We start from the raw sequence: 12651 nt of genomic DNA on the forward strand, positions 1-12651 counted from the left end.
CCCCGCCATCCTGCCGCGCCCCGCCAGCCGCGCGGGGCGAGGGGCGGCGCCGGCCCCCGGGCTGCCACACTTCCCGGGTGACCCACCCCCGTCGCGACGTCGTCATCCTCGGCTCCACCGGGTCGATCGGCACCCAGGCCATCGAGCTGGTGCGCCGTCACCCCGACCGCTACCGCGTGGTGGGCCTGACCGCCGGCGGGTCCAACCCCGACCTCTTCGACGCCCAGGTCGACGAGCTGTCGCCGGCGTACGCCGGGCTGGGGGAGCAGGCCTCCGTCGAGGCCGCGGGGATGGCCGCCGACGTGGTGCTCAACGGCATCACCGGCGCGGTCGGGCTGCGTCCCACCCTCGCGGCGTTGGAGGCCGGGTCGACGCTGGCGCTGGCCAACAAGGAGTCGCTCATCATCGGCGGCACCGTCGTCACCCGCGCCGCGGCGCCCGGGCAGGTCGTGCCCGTCGACTCCGAGCACTCGGCGGTCGCCCAGTGCCTGCGCGGCGGCACTCCCGACGAGGTACGCCGCCTCGTGCTCACCGCGTCCGGCGGGCCGTTCCGGGGCCGGCGCCGCGAGGAGCTGGTGGACGTGACGCCCGAGCAGGCGCTGCAGCACCCGACGTGGGCGATGGGCCCGGTCATCACCGTGAACTCCGCCACCCTCGTCAACAAGGGCCTCGAGGTGATCGAGGCCCACCTGCTGTTCGGCCTCCCCTTCGAGCGCATCGACGTGGTCGTGCACCCCACGAGCGTCGTGCACTCCATGGTCGAGTTCGTCGACGGCTCGACGCTGGTGCAGGCGAGCCCGCCCACCATGACGATCCCCATCGCGCTGGGCCTCAGCTGGCCCGAGCGCGTGCCCGGTGCCGCGCCGGCCGTCGACTGGTCGCGCCCCGAGACGTGGGAGTTCACCCCGCTGGACGACGAGGCGTTCCCCGCCGTCGCGCTGGCCCGCGAGGCGGGGACGGCCGGCGGCACCGCCCCGGCGGTCTACAACGCGGCCAACGAGGTGTGCGTCGAGGCGTTCCTCGCGGGCCGCCTGCCGTTCGTCGACATCGTGCCGACGGTCGCGCGCGTGCTCGGGCAGCACGACGTACTCTCGACGGAGTCGCTCACCGTCGACGACGTCCTCGCCGCCGACGCCTGGGCACGCGAGTCCGCCGCCGCCCTGGTGGCACCCTCCGAGCGCCCCGCCCACTGAAGGACCCCGCATGACCGAAGTGCTGCTCTACACCCTCGGGGTCGTCGTCTTCGTCGTCGCCATCCTCGTCTCGATCGGCCTGCACGAGCTCGGCCACATGGTCCCGGCGAAGGCGTTCGGCGCGAAGGTGACGCAGTACTTCATCGGCTTCGGCCCCACGGTGTGGAGCAAGCAGGTGGGGGAGACCGAGTACGGCGTCAAGGCCATCCCGCTCGGTGGCTACGTCAAGATCGTCGGCATGCTGCCGCCGGGCGGCGACGAGCACGCCGACCAGGTCGGCGTGGACCCCGACGGCCGGCCGGTCTACCGGGTGCGGAAGTCGAACACCGGGATGTTCACCCAGCTGGTGAGCGACGCCCGGGCGGCCGAGTGGGAGACCATCGGGCCGGAGGACGCCGACCGGCTCTTCTACAAGCTGACGTGGTGGAAGAAGGTCGTCGTCATGGCGGCCGGACCGAGCGTCAACATCCTCATCGCCTTCGGCATCTTCGCCGGCCTCTTCGCCACCTACGGCAACGTCGAGGACGTGCGGACCACCACGACGGTCCAGGCGGTCTCGCCGTGCGTCGTGCCGGCCGAGGAGACCGGCCGGGTGTGCGAGGCGGGCGACCCCGACACCCCCGCGGAGGCCGCCGGCCTGGCGCAGGGCGACGAGATCGTCGGGTTCAACGGCGCCGAGGTGACCGACTGGCAGCAGCTGCAGACGCTCATCCGCGAGAACTCCGACGGCGTCGCGGCGATCGAGGTGGTCCGCGACGGCGAGCGGATGACGCTCACCACCAACACCCTCGTCACGCCCCGCCCCACCACCGACGACCCCGCGGTCACCGAGCCGGTCGGGTTCCTCGGCATCACGCCGCGCACCGAGCTGGCCACGGGCGGTGTGCTCTACACGCTCGAGGAGATGGGCGGCATGGCCGTCCGCACCGTGCAGGCGCTCGGCGAGCTGCCGGTCAAGGTGTACGGCGTGGCGAAGGCCATCGTGGGCCTGCAGGAGCGCGACCCGGAGAGCCCGGTGTCCATCGTCGGCGGCGGTCGGATCGCGGGCGAGACCACGGCGCTCGAGGACTTCCCGGTCACCGAGAAGGTGGTCTTCCTGCTGCTGCTGATCGCCGGCTTCAACTTCTTCATCGGGATGTTCAACTTCATCCCGCTGCTGCCGCTCGACGGCGGCCACATCGCCGGCGCGCTCTACGAGGCGCTGCGCCGCGGGCTCGCCCGGCTGCGGCGCCGCCCCGACCCCGGGCACGTCGACGTCGCCAAGCTGCTGCCGGTGGCCTACGTGGTCGGGTCGGCCATCCTGGTGATGGGCGTGGTGCTCATCGTGGGCGACCTCGTGGTGCCGCTCAGCCCGTACTCCTGAGCGCTCGCCGCCCCCGCGTAGCATCGAGGGCATGAGCACTGTCGCCCTCGGCATGCCGGCTGCCCCGCCGCCGGTCCTGGCGCCCCGTCGCACGACCCGCCAGATCCAGGTCGGCTCGGTGGGGGTCGGCAGCGAGCACCCGATCTCCGTGCAGTCGATGACGACGACGCTGACCTCCGACGTCAACGCCACCCTCCAGCAGATCGCCGAGCTCACCGCCTCGGGCTGCGACATCGTGCGGGTGGCGTGCCCCAGCCAGGACGACGCCGACGCGCTCCCGGCCATCGCCCGGAAGTCGCAGATCCCGGTGATCGCCGACATCCACTTCCAGCCGAAGTACGTCTTCGCAGCGATCGAGGCGGGCTGCGCGGCGGTGCGCGTCAACCCCGGCAACATCCGCAAGTTCGACGACCAGGTCAAGGAGATCGCCCGGGCCGCGCAGGACCACGGCACCTCGATCCGCATCGGCGTCAACGCCGGCAGCCTCGACAAGCGCATCCTCGACAAGTACGGCAAGGCCACGCCCGAGGCCCTCGTCGAGTCGGCGAAGTGGGAGGCGTCGCTCTTCGAGGAGCACGGCTTCCGCGACTTCAAGATCTCGGTGAAGCACAACGACCCCGTCGTGATGGTCCGCGCCTACGAGCAGCTGGCCGCCGAGGGCGACTGGCCGCTGCACCTCGGCGTGACCGAGGCCGGTCCGGCGTTCCAGGGCACCATCAAGTCCGCCACCGCCTTCGGCGCGCTGCTGAGCCAGGGCATCGGGGACACCATCCGCGTCTCCCTGTCGGCCCCGCCGGTGGAGGAGGTCAAGGTCGGCCTGCAGATCCTCGAGTCGCTCAACCTGCGCCCGCGCCGCCTCGAGATCGTCTCCTGCCCCTCCTGCGGCCGCGCCCAGGTCGACGTCTACACGCTGGCCGAGCAGGTCACCGCCGGACTCGACGGCCTCGAGGTGCCGCTGCGCGTCGCCGTCATGGGCTGCGTCGTCAACGGTCCCGGCGAGGCCCGCGAGGCCGACCTCGGCGTCGCCTCCGGCAACGGCAAGGGCCAGATCTTCGTGAAGGGCGAGGTCGTCAAGACCGTGCCCGAGAGCCAGATCGTGGAGACCCTCATCGAGGAGGCCATGCGCATCGCCGAGTCCATGGAGCCCGTCGAGGGCGCCGGGGCCCAGGTCTCCGTCTCCTGAGCCGACCGTTCACCGCGCCGCTCAACGCGCTCACCACCGAGCGGCCTACTAGGCTCGGTCCGTGGTGACGACGAGGCAGGGCATCCGGGTGCTCGGCCCGGGCGACGTCGAGGAGTTCCTGCGCCTCGTCGACCGGGACCCGGTCGTCAACGTGTTCGCCGCCCACCGGGCGCGCACCACCCACCTGCAGCCGCGCTGGCTCGGGGGCGAGGTCTGGGGCCGGTACGCCGGGGGCGAGCTCGTCGCCGCCTGCCACGTCGCGGCCAACCTGGTCCCGGTCGAGGCCGGCGCCGAGGACGCGGTCGCCTTCGCGGAGCACGCCCAGCACCGGATCCGGTCGGTGTCGACGATCGTCGGCCCCCGGGTGGCGGTCGACACCTTCTGGGAGGAGGTGCGGGGCCGCTGGGGCCGCGCCCGGGAGGTGCGCGCGGGCCAGCCCCACCTCGAGATCCGCACGGCGCCGCACGTCGCGCCCGACCCCGCGGTGCGCCGTACGACGCGCGGCGACCTCGACGCCCTCTACCCGGCGTGCGTGGCGATGTACACCGAGGAGGTGGGCGTCTCCCCGGAACGCGGGGGCGGCGCGGACCTCTACCGCGCCCGGGTCTCCCAGCTCGTCGCCCGCGGCTGGTCGTTCGCGCGCTTCGACGACCGGGGCCGGGTGGTGTTCAAGGCCGAGGTCGCCTGCGCCACGGAGCACGCCGCCCAGGTGCAGGGCGTGTGGGTCGCGCCGGAGCACCGCGGCACCGGGCTCGCGGCGGCCGGGATGGCCGCCGTCGTGGCGGCGGTGCGGGCCGACGTCGCGCCCGTGGTCTCCCTCTACGTCAACGACTGGAACACCGCGGCTCGCCGCACCTACGAGCGGGTCGGCTTCGTCGAGACCGCCCGGTTCACCACCGTCATGATGTGAGGCCGCCCGCGGGCGGCGGGGGCGTCGTACCCGGCGGTAGCCTCGCGCCATGACGACCTCCACCGACGCGCCGCCGCTCACCCTCGGGGCCGCGGGCCTCGCCACCGGCTTCGCCGTCTCCGGCGTCGTGCACCTGGTGCGCCCGGAGACCTTCGAACCGCTGGTGCCGCGTGCGCTCCCGGCCCGCACGGCGCTCATCAAGGGCTCCGGGGTCGCCGAGCTCGTGTGCGCCGCCGGTCTGCTCCACCCGCGCACGCGGCCCGCCGCGGGGCTCGCCAGCGCCGCGCTCCTCGTCGGCGTCTTCCCGGGCAACGTCACCATGGCGTGGCGCGCCCGCCGCAGCCGCAACCAGGCCTACCGCTGGGGCACCGTCGCCCGCCTGCCCCTCCAGCTGCCGCTGATCCGCATCGCGCTGCGCGCCGCCGGCCGCTGAGCCCGTCGGGGCCGTCGGGGTCGTCGGGGCCGCTGAGCCCAGCGGGGCCGCAAACCCCCGCGAGCCGGGCGCGGGTGCCCCGCTAGCCTTCGGGGCATGATCCTGCGCCTGTCCCAGCTGTTCGTCCGCACGCTCCGCGACGACCCCGCCGACGCGGAGGTGCCGAGCCACCGGCTGCTGGTCCGCGCGGGCTACATCCGCCGCGCCGCGCCGGGCATCTACACGTGGCTGCCGCTGGGCCTGCGCGTCTACCGCAAGGTCGAGCAGATCGTGCGCGACGAGATGGACGGCATCGGCGCGCAGGAGCTGCAGTTCCCCGCACTGCTGCCCAAGGAGCCCTACGAGGCGACGAACCGCTGGACCGAGTACGGCGACGGCATCTTCCGCCTCAAGGACCGCAAGGGCGCCGACTACCTCCTCGGCCCCACGCACGAGGAGATGTTCACCCTCGCGGTGAAGGACCTCTACTCCTCCTACAAGGACCTGCCGGTCTGGCTCTACCAGATCCAGACGAAGTACCGCGACGAGGCGCGTCCCCGCGCCGGCCTCATGCGCGGGCGCGAGTTCGTCATGAAGGACTCCTACTCCTTCGACGTCGACGACGCCGGCCTGGAGCGGTCCTACGAGGCCCACCGCGCGGCGTACGTGCGGATCTTCGACCGCCTCGGGTTCGACTACGCGATCGTGAAGGCGACCTCGGGTGCCATGGGCGGCTCGCGCAGCGAGGAGTTCCTCGCGCGCCTCGACGTCGGCGAGGACACCTACGTCCGCAGCCCCGGGGGGTACGCCGCGAACGTCGAGGCGGTCACCACGCTCGCCCCCGAGCCGCTGCCGTACGACGACGTTCCCGCCGCCCACGCGGAGGACACCCCGGCGACGCCCACCATCGCGACGCTGGTCGACCACCTCAACGAGGCGTTTCCCCGCGAGGACCGGCCCTGGGAGGCCGGCGACACGCTCAAGAACGTGCTGCTGGTGCTCACCCACCCCGACGGCAGCCGCGAGCCCCTGGCGGTCGGCGTGCCCGGCGACCGCGAGGTCGACCAGAAGCGCCTCGAGGGCCAGCTGGAGCCGACCACCGTCGAGCCCATGACCGACGAGGAGATGAAGGCGTTCCCGGCCCTGGTGAAGGGCTACATCGGCCCCGCCCACGGCGGCCGGACCGTGCTGGGCGAGGAGTCCGAGACCGGGATCCGCTACCTCGTCGACCCCCGGGTCGTGACGGGCACCCGCTGGGTGACCGGCGCGAACGTCGACGGCCAGCACGTGATCGACCTCGTCGCCGGGCGCGACTTCACCCCCGACGGCACCATCGAGGCCGCCGAGGTGCGCGCCGGCGACCCGGCCCCCGACGGCTCCGGGCCGCTCGAGCTCGCGCGCGGCATCGAGATGGGCCACGTGTTCCAGCTGGGCCGCAAGTACGCCGAGGCGCTCGGCCTGCAGGTGCTCGACGAGAACGGCAAGCTCGTCACGGTGACGATGGGCTCCTACGGCATCGGCGTCTCGCGCGCGGTGCCGGTCATCGCGGAGTACAACCACGACGACGCCGGCCTGGTGTGGCCGCGCGAGATCAGCCCGGCCGACGTCCACGTGGTCGCGGCGGGCAAGGGCGAGGAGCTGTTCGCCGCGGCCGAGCGGGTCGCCGAGGGGCTCTCGGCGGCCGGCCTCGACGTGCTGTACGACGACCGCGCCGGCAAGGTCAGCCCGGGCGTGAAGTTCAAGGACGCCGAGCTGCTCGGCGTGCCCACCATCGTCGTGGTCGGCAAGGGCCTGGCCGACGGCGTCGTCGAGGTCAAGGACCGGCGCAGCGGGGAGCGGGAGGACGTCGCGGTCGACGACGTCGTGGCCCGCGTGACACAGGTCGTGCGGGGCTGAGGGCCGTGGCTGCCGCGGGTCGCATCACCTGCCCCGTCCTCGTCGACCGCGTCACGACGGCCGAGGAGGCGGCGCGCCACGTCGAGCACGGGATGTCGGTCGGCATCAGCGGGTTCACGGGCGCCGGCTACCCCAAGGCCGTGCCGGGCGCGCTGGCCGAGCGGATGGAGGCGGCGCACGCGCGCGGCGAGGAGTTCCGGGTCGGCCTGTGGTCGGGCGCCTCCACGGCGCCCGAGGTCGACGGCCGCCTCGCCGACGTGCACGGCCTCGACAAGCGGCTGCCCTACAACGGCGACCCGACGCTGCGCCGGCTCATCAACGCGGGCGAGGTCGACTACGTCGACGCCCACCTGTCGCACTCGGCGCAGCAGGCCTGGTTCGGGTTCTACGGGCCGCTCGACGTGGCCGTGGTCGAGGTGGCCGCCGTGCTGCCCAACGGGCTGCTGGTGCCGGGCAGCTCGGTCGGGAACAACAAGACCTGGCTCGACCAGGCCGAGAAGGTGATCCTCGAGGTCAACAGCTGGCAGCCGCGGGACCTCGAGGGCTTCCACGACGTCTACCACGGCACGGCCCTGCCGCCGCACCGCATCCCCATCCAGCTGACCCACCCCATGCAGCGGATCGGCGACCCCTACCTGCGGGTGGACCCCGCCAAGGTGGTCGCCATCGTCGAGACCGACGCCCCCGACCGCAACAGCCCCTTCGACCCGCCGGACGAGGCCTCGCGCCGCATGGCCGAGCTGCTCGTCGACTTCCTGCGCCACGAGGTGGCGGCGGGCCGCATGCCGCCCAGCCTGCTGCCGCTGCAGTCGGGCGTCGGCAATGTCGCCAACGCGGTGATGGAGGGCCTCCTCGACGCCGAGTTCGAGGGCATGACCGCGTTCACCGAGGTCATCCAGGACGGCCTGCTCGACCTGCTCGACTCCGGCAAGCTGGCCGCGGTGTCGGCCACGTCCTTCGGCCTGTCGCCGGTCGGCGTGCGCCGCTTCCTCGACAACCCGGGCTCCTACAAGGGCCGGGTGCTGCTGCGCAGCCAGGAGATCTCCAACCACCCCGAGCTCGTGCGCCGCCTCGGGGTCGTCGCCATCAACGGGATGATCGAGGCGGACCTCTACGGCAACGTGAACTCCACCCACGTCATGGGCTCGGCGATCATGAACGGCATCGGCGGCAGCGGGGACTTCGCCCGCAACGCCTACCTCAACTTCTTCGTCTCCCCGTCGACGGCGAAGGGCGGCGCGATCTCCTCCATCGTGCCGATGGTCAGCCACGTCGACCACACCGAGCACGACGTGCACGTGCTGGTCACCGAGCAGGGCCTCGCCGACCTGCGGGGGCTGTCGCCGACCGACCGCGCCGAGCGCGTCATCGCGCACTGCGCCCACCCCGACTACCGCGACCGGCTGACCGACTACGTGGAGCGGGCCAAGGCGGAGCGCCCGAACGCCCGCCACACGCCGCACCTGCTGGGCGAGGCGTTCGCCTGGCACCTGTCCTACCTGGAGACCGGCCACATGTGAGCCGGACCGCACCCGGGGCGGTGCGGCCCCCTCAGGTTCTCGCAATGCAGGAACCTGCAGACGGCCTCCTGTTTACGGGCGAGGGGTCCGGGCTACAAACTCGTGCAGGACGGAACGAACTGACACAGCGTTTCGACAGCAGCGCCGGACTCGACTCCCTCGAGGGAGATCTCGGGACTTCCTCGGAGGGGCCGAGTCCGTCGCTGCACCTCTCGGGTGAATCTCGCGGATCGGGCCGCGAGTCACGAGGAGCCCCGGCCACCAGGCCGGGGCTCCTCGCGTTTCCGGACGTCCGTGAGGTGGAGCAGGTCAGGCCGGCGCCGCAGGCCCCTCGCCCGTCGTGCTGGGCGCCCCGCCGAATCCGACGTGGCGCACGGCGGCGTCGCGCAGCCCCGCGAGCGCGGTACGACGTCGCTCACCGCTCGTGCTCGCGACCAGCACGCCCCACGTCACCGCGCTGGCGGCCTCGGCGTCCTGCGCCGCGGCCCGCACCTGGGCGGCGTCGTCGAGCGGGCCGGGCTCGACGTACGACGGGGCCGCCGCCACCGGCTCGTCGCCGTCGTCGCGCACCAGGGCGACCAGCAGGTCGCGCCGACCGCGGTGGGCGCCGTACGCCGCGACGAGAGCCGCGTGCAGGACGGGCTCGGCGGAGGCGGAGACCCGGGCGCCGAGCAGGCCGTAGAGCCAGACGGCGGCGTGCTCGGCCGCGAGCGTCGTGGCCAGCGCCTCGCGCTCCTCGACCCCTGCGGTCCCGGTGCTCGCGGTGCTCGCGGTGCCGGTGGGCCCGGTCTCGGCCCGCGTCCTCACGCCGCCCCCGTGGGCAGGACGGAGAGGTGCTGCTCGACGGCGGCCGCCATCGAGCCGAGCGTGCGGGCCAGCAGCCCGCTGTCGGCCTCGACGGCCAGGTCCAGCAGGGTGGTCGCCACGACCGTGGCGGCGGCGCGGACGGCGGCGAGGGTGGTCGGGAGGTCGTCGCCGGGCGCGGTGCCTGGCGCGGTGCCGGGTGCGGTGCCGGGGGAGGGGGCACCGGCCGACGGCGTGCCGGAGGGACCGTCGGTGGACGGGGCGCCGTCGAGCAGCGCGAGCTGGGCGTCGTGGAGCGCCAGGAGCCCCGCCGCGGGCACCTGCGCCGCCGGCTGCCCGTCGACTGCGGCGCGGACGGCCTCCCGGCCCTGCTGCAGCGCCGCCACGGCGGCGTCGACCCGGCCGCGGTCGGCGTCCGTCGCGGCGTGGCCGTCGTCCCCGAGCCCGCCGAGCCCACCGAGGTCGCCGACCCCGCCCTCGCACGCGACGAGGAGCAGCCCGAGCGCCGGCGTCGCGAGGACGGCACGGCGGCTGGCGAGGGTCGGACCCGGCTGCGGCACGGGGCGCGGCCCGGGAGTCTCGACCAGGTCGGGGGAGGGGTGCGACGCCGTGGTCGGCGGGGAGGTCGGCACGCGCACCCGCAGAGGTTAGCGCGGCCCGGCGGGCGGTCCGGAACGGCACCGGTGGCCCCCGCCACGGGCCTCTCGCCGCCCGCGCGTGGGCCCCGTCACGCCCGGCCCGCGCCCGGGTCGGGAGGCGCCGTCGGCGTTGTGGTGCGGGCGCCGCCGCGGGCTATGGTGGTCCGGCGCGCCGCCGGAGAGGCGATGCGCGCCGCAGGTCGACAACAGCACAGGAGGCGAGCACCGTGAGCAGCAGGCAGGACGCCGTCGTGGAGTCCGTGGAGGCAGCGCTGACCGGGCCGCTGAGCGCGCTGGGCCTCGACGTGGAGTCGGTCGAGCTGACCCCTGCCGGCCGCCGTCGGGTGCTGCGGGTCGCGGTCGACCGCGACGGGGGCGTGGACCTCGACGTCGTGGCCGCCGCCACCAAGGCCGTCTCCGAGGTGCTGGACGACTCCGGCGTGCTCGGCGAGCAGCCCTACACGCTCGAGGTCACCTCGCGCGGCGTGGACCGGCCCCTCGTGCACCCCCGCCACTGGCGCCGCAACGCCGACCGTCTCGTCAAGATCACCCTGGTCGAGGGCGGCACCGTCACCGGCCGCATCGGGGCGAGCGACGAGACCGGTGTCGAGATCGACCCGGAGACCCGGGGCGAGGTCGCCACCCGCATCGCCTACGCCGACGTCGCCAAGGCCGTCGTGCAGATCGAGTTCAACCGGCGCTCCGCCGGGGAGGAGGACGCCTGATGGACATCGACCTGAGCATCCTGAGGATGCTGGAGCGCGAGAAGGAGATCCCGCTCGACGTGCTCCTGGAGGCCATCGAGCAGGCGCTGCTCACGGCGTACCAGAAGAGCCCGGGAGCCAGCGAGCAGGCCCGCGTGGAGCTGGACCGCAAGTCCGGCCACGTCCGGGTGCTCGCGGCCGAGCTCGACGAGGACGGCGCGAAGGTCGGGGAGTACGACGACACCCCTGCCGGGTTCGGGCGCATCGCGGCGACGACGGCGAAGCAGATCATGCTGCAGCGCCTGCGCGACGCCGAGGACGACATCAAGTTCGGCGAGTTCTCCGGCAAGGAGGGCGACATCGTCTCGGGCATCATCCAGCAGGGCCGCAACCCCGACGACGTCATGGTCGACCTGGGCCGGCTGGAGGCGCTGCTGCCCGCGGGCGAGCGCGTCCCCGGGGAGCGCTACGAGCACGGCCAGCGCATCAAGTGCCTCGTCGTGTCGGTCCGCAAGGGCATGCGCGGCCCCCAGGTCACGCTGTCGCGCACCCACCCCAACCTGGTGAAGAAGCTGTTCGCCCTCGAGGTCCCCGAGATCGCCGACGGCACCGTCGAGATCGCCGCCATCGCCCGCGAGGCGGGGCACCGCAGCAAGATCGCGGTGCGCACCACGGTGCCCGGCGTCAACGCGAAGGGCGCGTGCATCGGCCCGATGGGCCAGCGCGTGCGCAACGTGATGTCGGAGCTCAGCGGCGAGAAGATCGACATCGTCGACTGGGCGGACGACCCCGCCCGCCTCGTGGCGAACGCGCTGTCCCCGGCGCAGGTCACGAGCGTCACCGTCGTCTCCGCCGAGGCGCGCGCGGCGCGGGTCGTCGTCCCCGACTTCCAGCTCTCGCTGGCCATCGGCAAGGAGGGGCAGAACGCCCGCCTGGCCGCCCGCATGACCGGCTGGCGCATCGACATCCGCTCCGACGAGGAGGACGTCGAGGCCCCGGAGGCCTGAGTTCGGCGTCCCGCCCTGCGGGGAGTAGAGTGTGACGAGTGGCTCGCGCGCGGAAGTCTGCCGCGGGTCCGGACACCCCCACCACCTCCCTCGCGGAGGAGGGGCCCGTCCGGACCTGTGTCGGGTGCCGGGCACGGGCCACGAAGAACGAGTTGTTGCGGGTGACCGTGCGGCTCGGGGAGGACGGCCGCGAGGTCGTCGCCCCGGACCCGTCGTCGTCCGCACCCGGGCGGGGCGCACACCTGCACCCCACACGCGAGTGCTTCGACACCGCGGTCCGGCGGAAGGCCTTCACCCGTGCCCTGCGGCGCGGGGGAGCACTGCCCGTCGACGCCGTGGCCGAGCACCTGGACTCGCTCGCAGCACCACGACCTGACCGACCGACGAGGTCGCCCGCCCCGGGCGACCGCGACCAGAAGCTGGAGCACGCAGCTCATGAGCACTCGATGAGTACCTCGCGATGAGTTTGCAACACCCACCAACGGTCTGAGACCCCCGAACCGGGTCACGGGCCAGAAGGAGAAACGTGGCCAAGACCCGAGTTCACGAGCTCGCCAAGCAGTACGGCGTCGAGAGCAAGTTCGTCCTCGACAAGCTCAAGGAGATGGGGGAGTTCGTCAAGTCGGCGTCCTCCACCGTCGAGCCGCCTGTCGAGATGCGCTTCAAGAAGCAGTTCGGCGCCGAGCTGAAGGCCGCCGGCGGCGCTGCCCCGGCCGCCCCCGCCGAGTCGTCCGCCCCGCGCCCCGGCGCACCGCGTCCGTCCGCCCCCGCGGCCCGTCCCGCGTCGCCGGCCGCCCCTGCGACGCCTGCGGCGCCCGCCGCACGTCCCGCCGCCCCGGCTGCACCGGCCACCCCGGCCGCTCCCGCCGCCCCGGCGTCGCGTCCCACCTCGCCCGGTCCGCGTCCCGGCGCCCCCGGCCCCAAGCCGGGTGGCCCGCGTCCGGCCTCGCCCGCCGCCCCCGCCGCCCCCGCGGCCCCGGCTGCGGGCGCCCCGTCCGCGCCCAGCGCCCCCCAAGTCGGA

13 protein-coding genes are annotated in these 12651 nt (G+C 74.0%); 11 read left to right on the forward strand and 2 right to left on the reverse strand.

All coding sequences use genetic code 11. The annotated features are described in order from the left end of the window. Positions 1-77 precede the first annotated feature (77 nt). The 7 genes from dxr (at position 78) to ACOACO_RS18575 (ending at position 8477) form a co-directional block, all read left to right on the forward strand. Positions 78-1193, forward strand: coding sequence for a 1-deoxy-D-xylulose-5-phosphate reductoisomerase (gene dxr / locus ACOACO_RS18545; RefSeq protein WP_420297762.1), 1116 nt, complete (start codon positions 78-80; stop codon positions 1191-1193). 10 nt (positions 1194-1203) lie between these two features. Continuing rightward, positions 1204-2556, forward strand: coding sequence for a M50 family metallopeptidase (locus tag ACOACO_RS18550; RefSeq protein WP_420297763.1), 1353 nt, complete (start codon positions 1204-1206; stop codon positions 2554-2556). A 31-nt stretch (positions 2557-2587) separates the two neighbouring features. Continuing rightward, positions 2588-3739 carry a flavodoxin-dependent (E)-4-hydroxy-3-methylbut-2-enyl-diphosphate synthase gene (gene ispG / locus ACOACO_RS18555; RefSeq protein WP_420297764.1) on the forward strand — a complete coding sequence of 384 codons (1152 nt, stop codon included), beginning with the start codon at positions 2588-2590 and terminating at the stop codon, positions 3737-3739. Between the two features lie 61 nt (positions 3740-3800). Continuing rightward, a complete protein-coding gene (locus tag ACOACO_RS18560; protein ID WP_420297765.1) occupies positions 3801-4649 on the forward strand; it encodes a GNAT family N-acetyltransferase in 849 nt (282 codons plus the stop codon). A 49-nt stretch (positions 4650-4698) separates the two neighbouring features. Further along, entirely contained in the window at positions 4699-5082 is a 384-nt protein-coding gene (locus ACOACO_RS18565) for a DoxX family protein (protein ID WP_420297766.1), read from the forward strand. A 96-nt stretch (positions 5083-5178) separates the two neighbouring features. After that, positions 5179-6957: a proline--tRNA ligase gene (locus tag ACOACO_RS18570; protein WP_420297767.1), complete on the forward strand. Its 1779-nt coding sequence runs from the start codon at positions 5179-5181 to the stop codon at positions 6955-6957. Between the two features lie 5 nt (positions 6958-6962). Continuing rightward, the gene (locus tag ACOACO_RS18575; protein WP_420297768.1) at positions 6963-8477 is read left to right on the forward strand and encodes an acetyl-CoA hydrolase/transferase family protein; all 1515 of its coding nucleotides are present in this window, start codon (positions 6963-6965) and stop codon (positions 8475-8477) included. Between the two features lie 309 nt (positions 8478-8786). Here ACOACO_RS18575 and ACOACO_RS18580 read toward each other — a convergent pair whose 3' ends face one another. Continuing rightward, on the reverse strand, positions 8787-9284 hold the full coding sequence (locus ACOACO_RS18580; RefSeq protein ID WP_420297769.1) for a DUF4439 domain-containing protein: 498 nt from the start codon (positions 9282-9284) through the stop codon (positions 8787-8789). Continuing rightward, positions 9281-9919, reverse strand: coding sequence for a hypothetical protein (locus tag ACOACO_RS18585; RefSeq protein WP_420297770.1), 639 nt, complete (start codon positions 9917-9919; stop codon positions 9281-9283). Before ACOACO_RS18585 ends, ACOACO_RS18580 begins: the two co-directional genes overlap by 4 nt. A gap of 227 nt (positions 9920-10146) precedes the next feature. Between ACOACO_RS18585 and rimP the strand changes: the two genes are divergently transcribed. The 4 genes from rimP to ACOACO_RS18605 form a co-directional block, all read left to right on the forward strand. Further along, a complete protein-coding gene (rimP, locus tag ACOACO_RS18590; protein WP_420297771.1) occupies positions 10147-10644 on the forward strand; it encodes a ribosome maturation factor RimP in 498 nt (165 codons plus the stop codon). Next, positions 10644-11630, forward strand: a complete 987-nt coding sequence (gene nusA, locus ACOACO_RS18595; RefSeq protein ID WP_420297772.1) for a transcription termination factor NusA — start codon at positions 10644-10646, stop codon at positions 11628-11630. The genes rimP and nusA overlap by 1 nt, the downstream gene beginning before the upstream one ends. Before the next feature lie 38 nt (positions 11631-11668). Next, a complete protein-coding gene (locus ACOACO_RS18600) occupies positions 11669-12094 on the forward strand; it encodes a YlxR family protein (RefSeq protein ID WP_420297773.1) in 426 nt (141 codons plus the stop codon). Between the two features lie 62 nt (positions 12095-12156). After that, a partial coding sequence (locus ACOACO_RS18605) for a translation initiation factor IF-2 N-terminal domain-containing protein (protein WP_420297774.1) occupies positions 12157-12651 on the forward strand: 495 nt, incomplete at its 3' end.

Origin of the sequence: Nocardioides sp. CPCC 205120 (assembly GCF_048654585.1) — a bacterium.
GTDB lineage: Bacteria > Actinomycetota > Actinomycetes > Propionibacteriales > Nocardioidaceae > Nocardioides.